Source organism: Bacillus salipaludis, assembly GCF_004358205.1.
Genome location: NZ_SMYO01000004.1, coordinates 224,970 through 244,713 on the forward strand (window position 1 = coordinate 224,970; position 19,744 = coordinate 244,713).

A 19,744-nucleotide genomic window follows, 5' to 3' on the forward strand; every position below is an offset into this window, starting at 1 on the left:
GCAAGGGAAAGGAGAGGATAGGACAATGAAAAAATCAGTTGTTGCAATTACGGTCGCTGCTTCGATGGGAATAGGCAGTTTATTTACAGGAAGTTCCCTTGTAACAGAAGCGGCCTCCATTTCAAATTTAAAAGATAAACAAAATGAAATTCACAATAAACGTTCAAATTTAAAGTCCGACATAAATGATGCCAATACAACAATCAATGATCTACAGGGTCAGCAGGCAAATGTAAAGTCTGAGATGAAACGCCTCGATTTTGCCATTGGAGATACCAATGCAAAGATTCGCGATAAGACGGCTAAAATTGGCGAGACTCAAGGCAAAATCAATCAGCTTCAGGGAGAAATTCAAGTCATTGTGGACCGGATGGAAAAACGCAATAATTTATTAAAAGAGCGTGCACGTAATTATCAAGAAACGGGCGGGATGATCAATTATATTGATGTGCTGATGGGTGCAAAAAGCTTCAGCGATTTCATTGACCGAGCCAATGCAGTAGCAACCATTATGGAAGCCGATCAGGAATTATTAAAACAGGCGGATATGGATAAAAAAGAACTGGAAGAAAAACGGATGAAGGTAGAAGAAGATTTGGCCAATCTCCAAGAGATGAAGAGCGAATTAGAACAAATGAATAAGCAATTGAGTACGCAGCGGGCTGCAAAAGATAAATTGCTTTCAAAACTCGTTCGGAAAGAAAAAGAAGTTCATGATGGAAAACTAGCATTAGAAGAGGAAGAGCAAATCCTTGCCGGGCAGGAGGCAGCGGTTCAAAAAGCTATTCAATTGGAAAAGGATCGTCAAGCAGCAGCAGCGGCGGCAGCAAAAGCTGCAAAAACGCCTGCACAGCCTAGTGGCGGTGGGGCTTCTGGTAAAGCACCGGCAATCTCGGGCGGCACCTTCACGAGACCTGCTTCTGGTATCATAAGCTCTGGATTTGGGACTCGCCCTGGATTCCGCCCAGGTGAATTCCACTACGGAGTCGATATTGCCAATCATGCATCGAATGTACCGATTCTAGCCGCGGCAGATGGAGTCGTAATTCGTTCCTATTATTCTAACAGTTATGGAAACTGTATTTTCATTTCGCATTCAATAAATGGACAAGTTTATACCACAGTTTATGCCCATATGGAAGCTCGTTTAGCAGAGACAGGTGCTGTCGTGAAGAAGGGCCAGCAAATTGGAATCATGGGAAGTACCGGTGATTCTACAGGTCAGCACTTGCATTTTGAACTTCATAGAGGGCAATGGGTGCCGGATCGTCATAACGCCATCAATCCTGTGGGAATCGTGCCACTTTAATGGAAGAAGCTAAGCTTCTTCCATTTTTTTGTTTCTTGTTATCTAAAATCATATCTTGTCCCTTTGAATCATATAAGTTAATAATTAGGCTGAAATGTGACGCCTTTTAAAATGTAAATGGACAGGCAGTTTTCGCCAAAGGAGGGGACGAGAGCTTGAATCGAAAATGGATTGCCCTAATGATGACGGGATCGCTTTTAACAGGGGCAGGAGGGACCTACGCTGCAATGCAATGGGTAGAAAAGCCAAATGAGAATTCCATCCTTGATAACAAGGATCATGCATCACTGGCAAATGATACAGAAAATCTAGAAAAAGTAGACCAGGCCTACGATTTAATTTTAAATCGATATGTCGAAAAGGTGGATCGCAATAAACTGGTTGAAGGAGCCATTCAAGGGATGCTTTCTACATTAAATGATCCATATTCGGTTTATATGGACAAAGAAACCGCTAAGCAATTTACTCAAACATTGGACTCCTCTTTTGAAGGCATTGGTGCGGAGGTTGGAATGGAGGAAGGGAAAATCGTGATTGTTTCCCCATTCAAAGGCTCTCCTGCTGAAAAAGCCGGATTAAAACCGCATGATCAAATTTTGAAGGTGGACGGAAAGAGTGTGCAAGGGCTTGACTTAAATAAAGCTACCTTAAAAATCCGCGGCAAAAAAGGAACGACTGTAAAATTAGAAATTGCCAGACCGTCTCTTAAAGACCCGATTACAATTGAAGTCATGAGGGATGAAATTCCACTTGAAACCGTACATTCATCTACAAAGGAACAGAACGGGAAAAAGATTGGCTACCTTCAGGTAACTTCTTTCTCTGAAAATACGGCGGCGGATTTTAAAAAGGAATTGAGCACACTTGAAAACAAGCGTGTGAAAGGACTAATTATTGATGTTCGCGGAAACCCAGGCGGATATCTAAACAGTGTTGAAAATATTTTAAAGGAATTTGTTCCAAAAGATAAGCCGATGGTTCAAATTGAAAAGAGAAATGGCGATAGAGAACGATTTTTCTCTTCTTTAAAAGAGAAAAAGGAATATCCGGTTGTTGTTCTTGTTGATAAAGGCAGCGCATCTGCATCCGAAATTTTGGCTGGGGCTTTGAAAGAGGCAGATGGGTATCAACTGGTAGGTGAAACTACATTTGGAAAAGGAACGGTTCAACAGCCCGTTTCAATGGGAGATGGCAGTAATATAAAATTAACCCTATTTAAGTGGCTGACTCCGGATGGAAATTGGATTCATAAAAAAGGAATTAAGCCGGATGTGGAGATTAAACAGCCGGAAATATTCCATACCCATCCGATTCAGGTTACCGACCCGCTCGAGCAGGATATGAATAATGAACAAGTAAAGAATGCTCAAGAAATATTAACCGGACTGGGATTTTCCCCTGGACGTACAGATGGATATTTTAGTGCTGAAACCACAGCTGCAGTAAAAGGATTTCAACAATATAATGGGTTACAGCCAACAGGGAAAATCGATTCCATCACAGCAGCAAAGCTTGAAGAATCAGCCATAAAGGAAATGAAAAAAGAGAAAAATGATCTGCAGCTTCAAATTGCTTTAAGGATGGCTGCCAAATAAAGAAACAATGACCTCGGTCGTTGTTTCTTTATTTTCATTTTTTGACAATTTTATTAACTTTTGGAGAATCCTAGGGAATTTCCGCGGAAATAGTAAGAACCGAAAGGGATAAAATATTTACTAATGGGGTAGAATTGTATTTCTTGTCCAATTTCAAGAAACTAGCAATAGGTTTTATAGCGGCAATTTGATAAAATAGACTTTAAGAGATTTTGCAGAATAGATTGAGAGATTTATTTATAAAGGCAGGTGGCAAAAAATTGGCGCAAATATGGTTGGTAGAACTGCTAAAAGGAATTGGCAAGTTATTTCTACATCCCATTTTTTATTATCTTCTATTCTTATCAGCAATTTTAGGGGTAATGAGAGTAAAGCGGGAACGGAAAAATTTCCATGTTCGGGCGCATGATGCTTATTTTGAGCTTCGGCAGCTATTTCCTCTGGGGATCATGGTTGGTCTTTCACTTTCGATTGTTTCCATTTTGGCGGGCATTGTTGTTCCGTTTGCGGCAATCGTTCTTACTGCTGTCTTTACGTTATTGTGGAGTTTTACTGCCAATATTCGGTTGATGTCACCCGTTTACACAGTTGGTGCGGCATTTTTTACCTTAATCATCATGACAGAAAATAAATGGTCAATACCCCTTTTTTCAGAAACGTTTCATTCGCTTGACCAAAAGGTATATCCGTCAGTAGTGGTCGTATTGGCCCTTTTATTTATTGCCGAGGGAGTCATGATTACAAAGAACGGCAGTAAAGGGACCTCTCCCAAACTGGTAAAAAGTAAACGGGGTCAGAGTGTTGGGGCCCATGAGGTAAAACGATTATGGTTTTTACCGTTATTTCTCCTCGTACCGGGGGATGCACTTAGCCTCCCGTTCGATTGGTGGCCTGTTTTTCATGTTGGTGCTGAAAAGTACTCGCTCATACTTGTTCCCTTTGCGATCGGTTTTCAACAGCAAATCCAAGGGATGCTTCCAAAAGCAGCCATTCAGCTTTATGGACGACGTGTAATTGTACTTGGCTCGATAATCGCGATTCTTTCCATTGTCGGATGGTGGTATCCGCTTCTATCGATTATTGTAGCTGCGTTTGCAGTGATTGCCCGTGAGTCATTAGCATTAATCCAAAAATTGAAGGATGATAGTCTGCCATTTTATTTTTCAAAAAAGAACAATGGTTTGATGATTCTTGGAATTATTCCGGATTCCCCAGCTAGTAAAATGGAATTGAAGGTTGGAGAACTTGTAACAAAGGTCAATAGTGTTGTAACTTATAACGAAAAAACCTTTTATGAAGCGCTGCAAAAAAACCGCGCTCATTGTAAACTCGAGGTTCTCGATACGAATGGAGAGATTCGTTTTGTCCAGAGAGCCTTATACGAAGGCGATCATCACGAATTGGGCATCCTTTTTGTTCAGGATGAACGGAAGTTTGATGATGAGAAAATCAGCTAAAAAAAGAACCTGAAATGGTTCTTTTTTTTTGTGTCCCAGCAATTGGTCCAAGTTTTTAAGGTACTAACATCCAAGAAAAAGATTGACATTCAAACAGTGGTTTGAATATCAAATAATCAAACGAATATTTGAATAAAAGAGGGTGAAGGCATAAAAGAACAGGATGTTTGTGAAATAACCTGTGTTGATTCCGATAAAACTACACGTGTTCAACAACATCTTCAAAATCGAAATATCGCAGACGTAGCGAAAATCTTTAAAGCGTTAGCCGATGAAACAAGAATGAAAATTGCTTATGCCCTGACCCTGGAGGAAGAACTTTGTGTTTGTAATGTGTGGCGAATATTGTCGGAGCAACCACCGCGACTGCGGGTATAAGTCCCAGCCCCCTAGTCAATGAATTGAAATAGGAAGTTGAGAAAAAATAACTTAATCGGAATTTTCGTTTTAGCAAAGGATACAAACTTCTTCATTGGGATAGATAACAAAAGAGCCCTTTACTTCATACTGTAAATGAGAGCTCTTAGGGGGGAATAAATTGGGACATCACCATCACCATGGACATGATCATGGACACCACCATCACCAACCGGCCAATTATGGTTTTGCTTTTGGCTTTGGGATTACCTTAAATGTAATTTTTATTTTGATTGAGGTCATTTATGGGATACTAAGCGACTCTCTAGCATTACTTGCGGATGCAGGACACAATTTAAGTGATGTACTCGGACTTGTCATTGCCTGGATTGCTGTTTGGCTGGGGAAGAAAGCACCTACAGCTAAGCGAACGTATGGATTTAAAAAAAGCTCCATTCTTGCTGCTCTGTTTAATGCAGTATTCTTACTTGTAGCAATTGGTGCGATTGCTTGGGAAGCGATTCAACGATTTTCTTCTCCCGCTCCTGTTGCGGGTAAGACCGTGATCATTGTTGCTCTTATAGGTATTGTGATAAATACAGTTACCGCATTATTATTTATGTCTGGAAGGAAAAACGATTTAAATATTCGTGGGGCCTATTTACACATGATGGCGGATGCGGTGGTGTCACTGGGTGTTGTCATATCAGGTTTCATTATGCTTTGGTCTGGTTGGCAGTGGATTGATCCCCTTGTAAGCCTAATTATTGCGATCGTCATTTTCCTTGGTACATGGGGCTTATTGAGTGAATCATTAAATTTATCTCTTGATGCTGTTCCAAATGGAATTGATGTAGATAAGATAAGATCTTATTTAAAAAACTTACCTACGGTTATAGAGGTTCATGATTTGCATGTTTGGGGAATGAGTACGACTGAGCCGGCTTTAACGGTTCACCTTGTGCGTTCCGAAATTACGGATAATGATCAATTACTTCAACAGTTAACGAAAGAGCTGCATGATCATTTTGGAATTGAACATACGACCATTCAAATTGAAAAAGGGACATTTGACTGTGCCCAAGCCCCGGTTGATACCATTTAACAGCTCAGCAAAAAAACAACGAATGTATCGTTGTTTTTTTGCTGACTTATTTATTTAAAAAGATTTTAAAACAAGTTCCTTTTCCAGCCTCGCTTTCAGCAGAAATTTCCCCGCCATGGGCTTCAACTAACTCCTTTACAATTGCAAGACCTAATCCAAACCCACCAGTTGCTCTTGAACGAGATTTGTCCACTCTGTATAAACGGTCAAAAATATGCGGAAGATCTTTCTCTGGAATGCCTATACCTTGGTCAGTGATTACCATATGAATGGCTTCGTTTCCTTCAAAAACTTTTATATGCACACATGTATTTTCTTTTGAATATTTAAGGTTGTTATCTAAAAGGTTTAAGAGAACTTGCTCGAAACGAATCGGATCCAGATCAAAAGTTAAATTTCTTGAGCATTCTAATTTGAATAGTATTTTTTTTTCATTAAAGGCCGGCAAAACCTTTTCGAGGATAGATTGTAAAAAATCACTGAGATTCACTTTTTGTTTAGAAATAGAAAAAGTATTTTGGTCCAATTTTGCCAAGTCAAATAATTCTTTAAGTAATCGGCTGACATGATCCGCTTCTTCTTGGATAATATCGAGGTATTTATCACGGTCTGATTCAGCGAGTTCCTTTCTTTTTGCAATATCTGCATATCCTTTGATATAGGTTAATGGTGTCCGAAGTTCATGAGAGATACTTGCCAAAAATTCATTTCGCTCTTGTTTTAAATAATTTAAGTCATTTGCAAGAGTCTGTATGGATTGTGCTAATTCTCCGAGTTCATCTCGGGAGGGCGGTGGAAGTGTAACGGAAAAATCCCCTTTGCTTAATTTTTTTGTTGCTTCTTTCATCGAGATCAGAGGCTTTGTTAATGCCTTTGATAAAAAGAAAATCGTAATAATCATGAAGAGTAGAATTAAAACAGATGCTAAAAGGAAATGTTTATTTAATTGAGAAATTAACTTCTGAACCTCATCTGTGTTCTTGAACATATATACATATCCCGCTTTTTCTCCGCCCTTATTAAATGCGGTAACGGTTGCAATATATTGTTCCTTTTGCCAATCCGATTGCAGCACCCGTCCATTTCTTGGGAGATTATCAATCGGTTTATTTAAGATAGTCCTCATGCTTTGGTTGAGTTTACTAGAGGAAAGTAAGACATCACCGGTTGTGTTCGTGATAACAACTTCAGTATCTGTATGGGATTCCATTAAACCAATGTGATGAAGTGTGGCTGAATCTGAATTGATTTCCAAGACAGATCGATGACTATTTCCCCTTGCTTGAAGCGAACCAAGCTCCTGATGAACCTGCGAATGTACTAAATTATTATGTAAAAAAAACATCGAAAAAATTTCAATCACCAAAATACAGAAAAAAAACCACATGCCTAATTTAATTGAAATCTTCATACCTGCCACCTATTTTGATTTTAATTCAGAGCCCTCTTTTACCCATTTATATCCTATTCCCCAAACGGTATAAAGATGGTTATCTATTGGAAATCCTGCATTTCTTAATTTTTCTCTTAAATTCCGAATATGAGAATCGACCGTTCGGTCATCGATATTTGAATTTAGGCCCCAAATGGCTGTAACTAAATGATCTCGGGAGTACACTTTCTTAGGATTTTTTAAAAACAATCCCATTAATGCAAATTCCTTTGGTGTAAGGGGAATATGTTGATTTTGAAATTTTAACTCCACAGTTTCTTCATTCCATTCTAATTCGTTGAAAATAAGCATATGTTGATGATCCTTTGAATGACTTGCCCTTCTTAATAATGCTTCAATCCTGGCCATTAGTTCAGCTTCGTGAAAGGGTTTCGTTACATAATCATCGGAGCCATGTTTTAATCCTTTGATTACATCGCTTGTTTCACTTCTAGCCGTTAACATGATAATGGGAATATCTGAAAATTCCCTGATTTTTCGGCAGGTCATCCACCCATCCATTTCAGGCATCATCACATCAAGGAGTACGATGTCGATATTTTCCTTCTTCAGGTGCCTTAAAGCATCTTTCCCTGATTCAGCCTTCAAACATCTATAATCATAAGGTGTTAAATATAGACATAAAAGGTCGAGCATACGGGTTTCGTCATCCACTAGTAAAATTGTCTTCAAAACTCTCCCACCTTACCCTAAGTTACGATCATTATAAAAGAAAAATATGAAGAAACCTTGCAGATTAAGTGTTTTATTATTTCGATTTTGTGTCAATTGGCTCGGCTTTCATAAATGACAAACTTTGTCCAAGGAAAAACCATAGTTTCTGCACACTTTTCCATTAAAGTGAAACCATGTTAATTAATACTCTTATTTTATACTTTATGGGAATGAGGTGAATAGTTTTGAAGGCTAAATGGATGTTTATGATTATTCTGGTTATTGTATTTTCCGGTGGAAGAATGGCTATGGCAGATGAAGGGAATCAAAAGATGCCATCAACATCAAGCCTTAACGGAAACGAACTTTCCGAGCACAACATAGAAGGAATGGACGTGAGCGGGGAACACACCGCTGACAGCCATGATATGGAAGGAATGGACATGAGCGGGGAACACACCACGGACAGTCATGATATGGAAGGAATGGATATGAGCGGGGAATACAACACTGAAAATCATGATATGGAAGGAATGGACATGGAGGGCAGTGGACACTCCCATGGAACGGTAATTGAAAAACCAGCTAATTTAATGGTGTTGGATACTTATGGTGCAGTTAATCTTTCGTTTATTGTGATTGGAATATGGAATAAGTGGTTTAGAAGAAAGGATGGTTCCAATGGCAATTCCAAGTAATCAATTAACTAATGAGGAAAAACGGATGGAAGAAAAGCAGCCTTATAATCTATTATCCATACCGATTATAAAAAAATTTATTCAGAGCCGATGGTATCCAGGCATTTTTCAATGGATCGTCCTCATCGTTTTTTCCGTTATTGTTTATGAATTAGTTGCCGGAACCGTTGACCCAACACGAAATGTCGGAACTTCGTTAACCTGGGTTTTATGGTGGCCGCTAATCCCAATCTTTTTCCTCGTCATTGGAAGGTTTTGGTGTGCGATTTGTCCATTTGGCAAATTGAGTGATATTGTTCGAAAAACGATTGGCAGTAATCGGCCGATGCCGAAATTTTTAAGAAAATATGGGCTTTGGATGATTGACCTTTTTTTTATCGGAATTACCTATAGCGATCATATTTGGGGAATTGTTGAATCCCCAAGAGGATCCGGTTATTTACTCCTATTACTAGTCACAATGGTAATTGCTACATCCGTTTTTTATGAACGAAGAACATTCTGTAAGACTCTTTGTTTCCTTGGAGGATTATCTGGTAACTATTCACGTTCTGGTTCATTAGAACTTCGCGGTACTCCGGAGATCTGTAAGACGTGTAAAACTCAGGTCTGTTTTAAAGGGAGCGATAAGGCAGAAGGCTGCCCAATGTTTCAATTTGTAAGGACAATGGATTCATCGGCAGATTGTAACCTTTGCGGAAACTGTGTGAAATCTTGTCCGAAAGACTCGATTCGGATTTCTCCAAGGGTACCTACATCGGAATTATGGGGAATCAAAAAACCGATGATTGAGCACACCTTCTTGGCAGCCGTTATTATGGGAATTGTGTTTGTTCAAAACATCACTATGGTATCCATCTGGCAGGATATTTTAAATGCAATTGGTTCCATAACCGGGACAGATAATTATAATGTAAACTTTACGGTTGCCTTTATTATTTCAATGGCCATCCCAGTAGCACTATTATTAGGAACAGCAAAAATTGCAACCGTAACCGGTGGTTCGGCAGAAAAAGTAAAGAAAAACTTTATTCGATTCGGTTATGCGATTATTCCATTAGATTTAGCAGGTCACCTCGCACATAACCTTTTCCATATCATTACGGAGGGAAAAGCAATCTGGTATAACACCGCAGCATTATTTGGGTTGAATGTAACAAGAGCGGATTTAGCATTTGCTCCTGCCTCATCTGTTCAAATGCTGCAGTATATTATTATCGTGATTGGAATGATTGGTTCCATTTATACAGCTTATCGAATTGGCAACAAAGGATCTTTTAAAGCATTGATGCCGTATTATACTTTAATGGTAATACTTGCAGTAGCAAATATTTATTTGTTCTCACTCCCAATGATGCACAGGGTCTAAAACACTAAAAACCTTAGCCCATGATCAATGGGCTAAGGTTTTTAAATTGATGTATGCGGTGGGAATCACGGCATGATACTAATTCCGTTAGGTGTTTTTCCAACGTTTATCGTCTTGACCACCTTATTTTGGGAGTTATCGATAACATTCACGGTGTTTTCAAACATATTGGTTACATACGTTAATTTATTGTCTGGACTTGTTACTACCCCATGTGAGCCTTTGCCCGTTTCAATCGTTGCAGCCACATGTTTTGATTTTAAAACTACCTTAGTTATAGAATGTGAAGGGGAATCCGCTGTTCCTTGATTAGCGACGTAAGCAAATTGATTTCCCGGCCCAATATAAACCTGTGCAGGTCCATTTCCAACTTTGACCTTATCTACTTTTCCTGAAGCTAAATCTACAATGGCTAAGGCATTTTCTTTATTTAATGTAACAACTAATGTCTTACCATCCGTTGTAATTCCCGTCGTGACGGGGGTTTCTCCAACTTTAATTTTTTTGTCCTCCTTCAGGGTTTGAAGGTTTAGAACACTCACTGTGTCCTCCCCCATATTTGCCACATAGGCGAACTGGCTATCCTTGGATATTCTAAAACCGTGCGGGCCCTTTCCGGTCGGAATGGTTTTAACTATCGCATAATTTTTAGCATCAATCACGGAAACAGTATTATCCTCATTGTTTGTAACCAAGACGTACTTCCCATTTTCCGTAAAGACGATATGCGCAGGGTGGTTGCCTACTTTTACTTCTTTCATAATTTTATCTTGAATTGGATCAAAGAATATTGCTTTTCCTGTCATATCCATAGAATTGTCATGGCCATGCCCATTCATCATTTCCGGAACAACCGTAGCAGCTACCACTTTTCCATTAGGTGACACCTGAATATTATGAACGGCTCCATCAAACTTAAAGGTTGAAATAACCTTTTGCTCATTCAGGCTTATTTTTGAAATACTTCCACCTTCATTTGCTGTAAAGAGGAATCGAGCTTCCTGATTTGTTATTGATACCTGAGTTTTTTCCGTTTTTCCATTTTCCTTATTGGTTGTATTTCCACACCCTGCAAGGAATAGGGACAAAATTAACATGCTGGTAAAAAATAAAGCTAAATATTTTTTCATTGATTTTTCCTCCTTTGCAATTTCAATACCATGATAATGTTTAAATTTGCAGAAAGTATGGATTTTGATAAAAATGTTACAATCAGCTATAAATACACGGGAGTTTTGGCGAATTTATGACAAAATCAAAAATGCATTATTTCTTGATAGTTATCTGATAAAGTTATTTTTAAGTAATACTGTTAAAAAAATATAAACAAATTATAAATCGGGCTTTACATAGGGTAGGGGGGTATAGTATTGTTAAAAATAAGAAAAAAATTAATTAACAATATCCGAAGGGAATGAACATAATGGAAAAGGTATCATTAAATGTTATAGGAATGTCTTGCGGTCATTGTGTAAAAGCAGTAGAAGGAAGCGTCGGTGCACTTAACGGTGTCTGTTCCGTTAAGGTCGATTTGAAGGCAGCAAAAGTGGATGTAGAGTTTAATCCAAATGAAATTTCATTGGATAAAATAAAGGAAACCATTGATGACCAAGGTTATGATGTGAAATAAAGAGTGTGAAAAAGACGTGCTAGCTCCTAGCACGTTCCTTTTCACAAAAATATATACCTATATAGGGTATAAGGAGCTGGCTTTTATGAGTCAAAATATAAAAGAGACTAATTTACAGATTTCTGGAATGACCTGTGCTGCATGTGCCATTAGAATTGAAAAAGGTCTTAATAAATTAGAAGGCGTTGAAACTGCAAATGTGAATCTGGCCTTGGAAAAATCTAATGTTAAATATGATCCCGAAAAAATCAAGGTCGAAGAAATAGAAAAAAAGATTAAGGATTTAGGATACGAGGTTGTCAATGAAAAAACTGAATTTGATATCACTGGAATGACATGTGCCGCTTGTGCGGCCCGAATCGAAAAAGGCCTTACTAAATTAGAGGGTGTTGTAAGGGCAAATGTGAATTTAGCCTTAGAAAAAGCGACAGTGGAGTACAATAGTGGGGTTCTCTCAACAGGTGAAATCATTCAAAAGGTGGAAACCCTCGGTTATGGTGCTCATATCAAGGAAGATGTAAAAGATACGATTGACTATCGCCAAAAGGAAATTGAAAAACAAACAGGGAAGTTTCTTTTTTCGAGCATCCTTTCAATCCCGCTTTTATGGGCAATGGTAGGTCATTTCAGTTTCACTTCATTCATATGGGTTCCGGATATGTTTATGAATCCGTGGGTTCAATTAGCTTTGGCCACTCCGGTTCAGTTCATGATTGGGAAACAGTTTTATGTTGGTGCCTATAAAGCTTTAAAAAATAAGGGTGCCAATATGGATGTTCTCGTTTCACTGGGAACTTCCGCTGCTTATTTTTATAGTTTATATCTATCTATTGTCTCTATTGGAAGTCACGGAAATTCAGTGGAGCTTTATTATGAAACAAGTTCAATCCTGATTACATTGATCATTCTTGGAAAGCTGTTTGAGGCGAAAGCAAAGGGTCGTTCATCTGAAGCGATTAAGAAATTGATGGGTCTTCAAGCGAAGACAGCAATGGTTGAGAGAGCAGGAATTGAACAGGAGGTCCCGATTGAGGAAGTAATCGTTGGGGATATCCTTCATATTAAACCCGGTGAGAAGATTCCAGTCGATGGAAAGATAATAGAGGGCCGTTCGGCTATTGATGAGTCGATGTTAACAGGTGAAAGCGTTCCTGTTGATAAAAGTCCTGGTGATGAGGTAATTGGAGCTACCATCAATAAAAATGGATTTCTCAAAGTGGAAGCAACAAAAGTTGGCAGGGATACAGCTTTGGCACAGATCATTAAAGTTGTGGAAGAAGCCCAGGGATCAAAAGCGCCGATCCAACGTCTAGCTGATAAAATTTCCGGCATATTTGTCCCTATTGTTGTGGCACTTGCCGTCCTAGCCTTTGTTGTTTGGTATTTTTTCGTAACACCCGGGGATTTTGCAGAGGCGTTGGAGAAGTTGATTGCGGTTCTCGTAATTGCCTGCCCGTGTGCATTGGGATTGGCAACACCAACTTCGATTATGGCTGGTTCAGGGCGAGCAGCAGAATATGGAATTCTGTTTAAAGGCGGGGAACACTTGGAAATGACGCATAAAATTTCTACTGTTGTTCTCGATAAAACTGGCACAGTTACAAATGGTACACCGGTTTTAACCGATGTTTTCACAAACAACTCTAAATCAGAAGAATTTTTATCACTTGTGGGATCAGCTGAGAAACAATCCGAACACCCACTTGCTCAAGCGATTGTTCAAGGGATTAAAGATAAAGGAATTGCTTTAAAGGATGTAACGGAGTTTGAAGCGATTCCTGGATTTGGTATAAAGGCAATTGTCGAAGGAAAAGAGCTGCTGGTGGGAACAAGAAAGTTAATGAAACAGTTTAATGTATCTGCGGAAAATGCTCTTGATCAGATGGATGTATTAGAAAGGGCTGGAAAAACCGCGATGCTTACAGCAATAAATGGTCATTTTGCAGGAATAGTGGCCGTGGCGGATACGATAAAAGAAACATCCCAAACAGCGATCAGCCGCCTAAGAAATATGGGAATTGAAGTAATCATGATTACAGGGGATAATCAGCAAACAGCAAATGCCATTGCAGTTCAGGTTGGAGTAGACCAGGTAATTGCTGAGGTACTTCCTGAAGGGAAGGCGGATGAAATCAAGAAGCTTCAGGCACAAGGTAAAAAGGTTGCCATGGTTGGAGATGGAATCAATGATGCACCGGCCCTTGCTATTGCCGATATCGGTATGGCGATTGGGACTGGTACGGATGTGGCGATGGAGGCAGCTGATATTACACTAATTCGCGGGGATTTAAATAGTATTGCTGATGCCATTTTTATGAGTAAAAAGACGATTCGTAATATTAAACAGAACCTTTTTTGGGCGCTTGCCTATAACACACTTGGTATTCCGGTTGCTGCGCTTGGGTTCCTTGCACCTTGGCTTGCAGGGGCAGCAATGGCATTCAGTTCCGTTTCAGTTGTTTTGAATGCATTACGGTTGCAAAAGGTTAAATTGTAAAGGTGTGGATATGATCCACTCCTTTTTATGGTGAAATCCTTATAGGAAATACGGAATTTCAATAGCTAATTTCATTTTTCTGTTGCAATTTTGTGAATAAATTTTTAGAATTAATTAACAGAAATGAATGAATGAGGTGTACCCATTGGTGATTAAATTTTTGTCGGCGCTTATTTTGCCGGGCTTACTCGTTTTGTTTTTTACACGGGTCACTTACAATCGGATTATAGGACTTGCATTAACCGTCGCACTTATTGCTGCTTCTGCTTATAAAGGTTATACCCATACTTTACCGCTTATTATCATCGATGCTCTATCATTGACGGCCGGTTTTTGGCTGGCTGCAAAAATGAAGCCGAGAATCATAAAAAAAAGCTAGAAGTCTGCCAAATCAGGATTTGGCAGGCTTTTTGTTTTTTATAATTAATAGACAGGATATTGGATTCGCGGATAAACCTGGTCAATTCGCGGAAAAACATTTAGTTTCAGAAAGACTAGTAATTTTACGACGGTATTCTATTTAATTTTAATTTGAGTGTAATATAGGTAGGAAAACAGCACTTATTTCAAAAAAACGAATATTCGTTCGCATATTATTGGTTTGTTTTTGGTGTTTTGTGGTAACATGGTAATATATATTATGGAAAGAATCACTTTTCAGCCGCAACCGGTCCGAGACTTTCTTAAAAAGGCAGAAAAGTAATGAATCGAACCTATTGTATTTAGGGGGAAATTTTGTGAAGGACCAATTTGAATTAGTATCTAAATATTCGCCGCAGGGCGACCAACCTGAAGCTATCCGTCAATTAGTGCAAGGAATCCATGAAAATAAACGTTATCAAACCCTTTTAGGAGCAACTGGGACGGGTAAAACATTTACGATTTCCAATGTCATTAAAGCGGTAAATAAGCCAACCCTTGTGATTGCTCACAATAAAACCTTGGCCGGCCAGCTGTACAGTGAGTTTAAGGAATTCTTCCCAAACAATGCTGTGGAGTACTTTGTCAGCTACTATGATTACTATCAGCCGGAAGCCTATGTTCCACAGACTGATACATTTATTGAAAAAGATGCAAGCATCAACGATGAAATTGATAAATTGCGGCACTCAGCAACCTCTTCGCTTTTTGAGCGGAATGATGTCATCATCATTGCCAGTGTTTCGTGTATTTATGGTCTCGGTTCGCCAGAGGAATATCGTGAAATGGTACTTTCACTCCGAACAGGGATGGAAATTGAACGCAATCAGCTGCTCCATCGTCTCGTCGATATCCAATATGAACGAAACGACATCGATTTCAAACGGGGAACATTCCGTGTCCGCGGTGATGTGGTCGAGATCTTCCCGGTTTCACGGGATGAGCACTGTATGCGTGTTGAATTTTTCGGCGATGAAATCGACCGGATTCGTGAAGTAGATGCCTTGACAGGAGAAATTATTGGAGAGCGGGACCATGTAGCTATTTTCCCTGCCTCCCACTTCGTTACGAGAGAAGAAAAGATGCGCATTGCCATTGAAAACATTGAAAAAGAACTCGAAGAACGCCTAAAGGTCCTTCGGGAAAATGATAAATTGCTTGAGGCTCAGCGAATCGAACAGCGGACACGCTACGACCTGGAAATGATGAGGGAAATGGGCTTTTGTTCAGGTATTGAGAACTACTCGCGCCATCTAACATTACGGCCGCCAGGTTCGACACCTTATACCCTATTAGACTATTTTCCAGAGGATTTTTTAATGGTTATTGATGAATCACACGTGACATTGCCACAGGTCAGAGGAATGTTTAATGGGGATAAAGCTCGGAAAGAAGTGCTTGTTGAACACGGATTCCGCCTGCCTTCCGCATTAGACAACCGGCCGCTTACGTTTGATGAATTTGAAAAACATATTCACAATATTATTTTTGTGTCCGCCACCCCTGGTCCCTTCGAGCTAGAGCATACACCGGAAATGGTTGAACAAATTATTCGTCCAACCGGCTTGTTAGATCCGCCAATTGAAGTTCGTCCAATTGAAGGACAGATTGATGATTTAATTGGTGAAATCCAGGATCGAGTGAAGCGTAATGAACGTGTGCTGATTACAACATTAACGAAAAAAATGTCAGAGGACCTAACCGATTACTTAAAAGAAATCGGCATTAAAGTCCAATACCTTCATTCAGAAGTCAAAACGCTTGAGCGGATTGAAATAATTCGCGAGCTGCGTCTTGGTAAATATGATGTCCTCGTTGGAATTAACCTGCTCAGGGAAGGTCTCGATATACCGGAGGTTTCGCTTGTAGCTATTTTAGATGCGGATAAAGAAGGGTTCCTCCGTTCGGAACGCTCTTTAATCCAAACGATTGGACGTGCGGCCCGGAATGCAAACGGACAGGTAATCATGTATGCTGATCGGATGACTAATTCAATGGAAATGGCGATTAGTGAAACGAAGCGCCGTCGCGAGATCCAGGAGGAATATAACCAAAAGCACGGGATAACACCAAAAACGATACAGAAGGATATTCGCGATGTTATTCGTGCAACGCATGCGGCTGAGGAGCAGGAAGACTACAAACCGGCAGCAGCACTTGGCAAGCTGTCCAAGAAAGAAAAAGAACGCTTAATTGCCGATATGGAAAAAGAAATGAAGGAAGCCGCCAAGGCGCTTAATTTCGAGCGTGCCGCCGAGCTTCGTGATTTAATTTTAGAATTGAAAGCGGAAGGATAACTTAATCATGGCAATGGAAAACATTATTGTAAAAGGAGCAAGGGCTCACAATCTTAAAAATATAGATGTTACAATTCCGAGAGATAAACTAGTGGTCGTAACGGGACTTTCCGGGTCAGGAAAGTCCTCGCTTGCCTTTGATACCATTTACGCAGAAGGTCAGCGCCGTTATGTTGAATCCCTTTCCGCCTACGCCCGGCAATTCCTTGGACAGATGGATAAGCCGGATGTCGACGCGATTGAGGGATTATCTCCGGCAATCTCGATTGATCAAAAAACAACAAGCCGAAATCCGCGGTCAACAGTAGGAACAGTAACCGAGATTTATGATTACTTACGACTGCTGTTTGCTAGAGTTGGGCATCCCACTTGTCCGATTCACGGAATTGAGATTTCGTCACAAACGATTGAGCAAATGGTAGACCGAATTCTGGAGTATCCGGAACGCACGAAAATGCAAATCCTTGCCCCAATTGTATCTGGCCGTAAGGGAGCACATGTAAAGGTGTTCGAGGATATTAAAAAGCAAGGCTTTGTACGTGTCCGGGTCGATGGTGAAATGCTCGATCTCAGTGATGAAATTGAGCTGGAAAAAAATAAAAAGCATTCCATCGAAGTAGTTGTTGACCGGATTGTCGTAAAAGAAGGGGTTTCTTCAAGGGTGGCTGATTCCCTTGAAACGGCCTTAGGACTCGGAGCTGGAAAAGTCATCGTCGACGTTATTGGGGAGGAAGAACTACTATTCAGTGAAAACCATGCCTGTCCGCACTGTGGTTTTTCCATTGGGGAATTAGAGCCGCGAATGTTTTCTTTTAATAGCCCGTTTGGTGCCTGCCCTCAGTGTGACGGGCTTGGCTCGAAGCTTGAGGTCGATGTTGACCTTGTGATTCCAAATAAGGATTTAACGCTAAAACAGCATGCAATTGCCCCGTGGGAGCCAACCAGTTCGCAATACTATCCGCAGCTGCTTGAGGCAGTCTGTGATCATTATGGTATCGACATGAATATTCCAGTTATAGATATTCCAAAACACCAAATGGATAAAATTTTATATGGATCTGACCGTGAAAAAATATATTTTCGCTATGAAAATGATTTCGGACAAATCCGTGAAGGTCATATTGAATTTGAAGGAGTACTCAGGAACGTTGAGCGCCGTTATAAAGAAACAAGTTCCGATTATATTCGTGAACAGATGGAAAAATACATGGGACAGCAGCCATGCCCGGCTTGTAAGGGGTATCGTTTAAAACCAGAAAGTTTGGCTGTCTTAATCTCTGGCAGGCATATTTCCCAGATTACGGACCTTTCTATTGAAGAAGCGCATCAATTTTTCTCCGAATTGAATCTATCTGAAAAAGAGATGCAAATTGCTAGGTTAATTTTTCGTGAGATTAGTGAGCGCTTAGGATTTCTGATTAATGTCGGTCTTGATTATTTGAACCTTAGCCGTACAGCGGGAACTCTTTCCGGCGGTGAGGCCCAGCGGATTCGCTTAGCCACCCAGATTGGATCACGGTTAACAGGGGTATTATATATTCTTGATGAACCTTCCATTGGACTGCACCAACGGGATAATGACCGTTTAATTGGAACCTTGCAAAACATGCGCGATATCGGGAATACCTTGATTGTCGTCGAACATGATGAGGACACAATGCTTGCGGCGGATTACTTAATTGATATCGGACCTGGTGCAGGGGTGCATGGCGGGGAAGTGATTTCTGCTGGTACACCTGAAGAAGTGATGGCCGATCCTAATTCTTTAACCGGCCAGTATTTATCAGGAAAGAAATTTATCCCACTCCCACTTGAACGCAGAAAATCTGACGGCCGTTTTGTTGAAATTAAAGGAGCCTCGGAGAACAATTTAAAAAATGTCAATGTGAAAATCCCACTTGGAATGTTTATTGCCGTTACCGGTGTCTCTGGGTCAGGGAAAAGTACGTTGATTAATGAAATCCTTCATAAGTCACTGGCACAAAAGCTGCATCATGCCAAAACGAAGCCGGGTGAGCATAAGAGCATTAAGGGGATTGACTATTTAGAAAAGGTCATAGATATTGACCAATCGCCAATCGGCAGAACTCCGCGTTCGAACCCAGCGACATACACAGGTGTGTTCGATGATGTTCGCGATGTTTTTGCGACAACGAATGAGGCAAAGGTTCGCGGTTATAAAAAAGGCCGTTTCAGCTTTAATGTTAAAGGCGGCCGCTGTGAGGCCTGCCGTGGTGACGGGATTATCAAAATTGAAATGCACTTTTTGCCTGATGTGTATGTCCCTTGTGAAGTGTGCCACGGGAAACGCTATAACCGCGAAACACTTGAGGTAAAGTACAAAGGAAAGAACATTGCCGATATATTAGATATGACGGTAGAGGCGGCTGTTCAATTTTTCGAGAACATTCCAAAAATCAGCCGCAAGCTGCAAACGATTTTGGATGTGGGGCTTGGCTACATCAAATTAGGGCAGCCGGCAACCACGTTATCTGGAGGGGAAGCGCAACGGGTGAAATTGGCATCGGAGCTCCATCGACGTTCAACTGGAAAATCCTTCTACATTTTGGATGAGCCGACAACCGGATTGCATGTGGATGATATTTCTAGGTTGCTTGTTGTGCTTCAGCGCTTGGTAGAGAATGGCGATACCGTTCTTGTTATCGAGCATAATCTTGATGTGATTAAAGCAGCGGATTATTTAATTGATCTAGGTCCGGAGGGCGGCGATAAGGGTGGTACTATTGTGGCGACCGGTACACCGGAAAAGGTCGCGGAGGTTCCTGAGTCCTATACAGGAAAATATTTAAAACCAATTCTTGAACGTGATCGCGTGCGGATGAAAAAGCAAATTGATGAAAAAGAAATGATTGCAAAAAGCTAAGGCCAGGTGCTCTAGCTTT

General features: G+C 40.3%; 14 protein-coding genes and 1 pseudogene. 12 read left to right on the forward strand and 3 right to left on the reverse strand.

The window, feature by feature from the left end; translation table 11 throughout:
- Window positions 1-25 precede the first annotated feature (25 nt).
- The 5 genes and pseudogenes from E2K98_RS09165 to E2K98_RS09185 all read left to right on the forward strand — a co-directional run bounded on the left by E2K98_RS09165 (window position 26) and on the right by E2K98_RS09185 (window position 5,823).
- Window positions 26-1,309: a murein hydrolase activator EnvC family protein gene (locus tag E2K98_RS09165; protein WP_133333951.1), complete on the forward strand. Its 1,284-nt coding sequence runs from the start codon at window positions 26-28 to the stop codon at window positions 1,307-1,309.
- A 155-nt stretch (window positions 1,310-1,464) separates the two neighbouring features.
- Window positions 1,465-2,904: a S41 family peptidase gene (locus E2K98_RS09170; protein WP_133333952.1), complete on the forward strand. Its 1,440-nt coding sequence runs from the start codon at window positions 1,465-1,467 to the stop codon at window positions 2,902-2,904.
- A 260-nt stretch (window positions 2,905-3,164) separates the two neighbouring features.
- Window positions 3,165-4,361: a PDZ domain-containing protein gene (locus tag E2K98_RS09175; RefSeq protein ID WP_133333953.1), complete on the forward strand. Its 1,197-nt coding sequence runs from the start codon at window positions 3,165-3,167 to the stop codon at window positions 4,359-4,361.
- A gap of 150 nt (window positions 4,362-4,511) precedes the next feature.
- Window positions 4,512-4,732 (forward strand): annotated as a pseudogene (locus E2K98_RS31635) (transcriptional regulator); the annotation flags it as partial.
- Between the two features lie 167 nt (window positions 4,733-4,899).
- Entirely contained in the window at window positions 4,900-5,823 is a 924-nt protein-coding gene (locus tag E2K98_RS09185) for a cation diffusion facilitator family transporter (protein WP_133333954.1), read from the forward strand.
- Window positions 5,824-5,869: 46 nt separating this feature from the next.
- On the opposite strand, the gene E2K98_RS09190 is transcribed toward E2K98_RS09185, so the two are convergent.
- Window positions 5,870-7,234, reverse strand: a complete 1,365-nt coding sequence (locus E2K98_RS09190) for a sensor histidine kinase (protein ID WP_133333955.1) — start codon at window positions 7,232-7,234, stop codon at window positions 5,870-5,872.
- 9 nt (window positions 7,235-7,243) lie between these two features.
- The gene (locus E2K98_RS09195) at window positions 7,244-7,948 is read right to left on the reverse strand and encodes a response regulator transcription factor (protein ID WP_133333956.1); all 705 of its coding nucleotides are present in this window, start codon (window positions 7,946-7,948) and stop codon (window positions 7,244-7,246) included.
- Window positions 7,949-8,175: 227 nt separating this feature from the next.
- Between E2K98_RS09195 and E2K98_RS09200 the strand changes: the two genes are divergently transcribed.
- Complete coding sequence (locus E2K98_RS09200; protein ID WP_165976229.1) at window positions 8,176-8,628, forward strand: hypothetical protein; 453 nt, start codon at window positions 8,176-8,178, stop codon at window positions 8,626-8,628.
- Window positions 8,612-9,997: a 4Fe-4S binding protein gene (locus tag E2K98_RS09205; protein WP_235824771.1), complete on the forward strand. Its 1,386-nt coding sequence runs from the start codon at window positions 8,612-8,614 to the stop codon at window positions 9,995-9,997. Before E2K98_RS09200 ends, E2K98_RS09205 begins: the two co-directional genes overlap by 17 nt.
- A 65-nt stretch (window positions 9,998-10,062) precedes the next feature.
- Here the strand turns inward: E2K98_RS09205 and E2K98_RS09210 are convergent, their stop codons facing one another.
- Window positions 10,063-11,127 (reverse strand): YncE family protein, encoded by a 1,065-nt coding sequence (locus E2K98_RS09210; RefSeq protein WP_133333958.1) that lies wholly within the window; start codon window positions 11,125-11,127, stop codon window positions 10,063-10,065.
- Between the two features lie 293 nt (window positions 11,128-11,420).
- On the opposite strand from E2K98_RS09210, the gene copZ reads away from it, so the two are divergent.
- The 5 genes from copZ (at window position 11,421) to uvrA (ending at window position 19,725) form a co-directional block, all read left to right on the forward strand.
- Window positions 11,421-11,627, forward strand: coding sequence for a copper chaperone CopZ (gene copZ, locus E2K98_RS09215; protein ID WP_133333959.1), 207 nt, complete (start codon window positions 11,421-11,423; stop codon window positions 11,625-11,627).
- Window positions 11,628-11,712: 85 nt separating this feature from the next.
- Complete coding sequence (locus E2K98_RS09220; RefSeq protein ID WP_133333960.1) at window positions 11,713-14,124, forward strand: heavy metal translocating P-type ATPase; 2,412 nt, start codon at window positions 11,713-11,715, stop codon at window positions 14,122-14,124.
- Between the two features lie 145 nt (window positions 14,125-14,269).
- Entirely contained in the window at window positions 14,270-14,503 is a 234-nt protein-coding gene (locus E2K98_RS09225; RefSeq protein WP_133333961.1) for a CsbA family protein, read from the forward strand.
- A gap of 358 nt (window positions 14,504-14,861) precedes the next feature.
- Entirely contained in the window at window positions 14,862-16,841 is a 1,980-nt protein-coding gene (uvrB, locus tag E2K98_RS09230) for an excinuclease ABC subunit UvrB (protein WP_133333962.1), read from the forward strand.
- 7 nt (window positions 16,842-16,848) lie between these two features.
- Window positions 16,849-19,725: an excinuclease ABC subunit UvrA gene (gene uvrA / locus E2K98_RS09235; protein WP_133333963.1), complete on the forward strand. Its 2,877-nt coding sequence runs from the start codon at window positions 16,849-16,851 to the stop codon at window positions 19,723-19,725.
- Window positions 19,726-19,744: the final 19 nt, after the last annotated feature.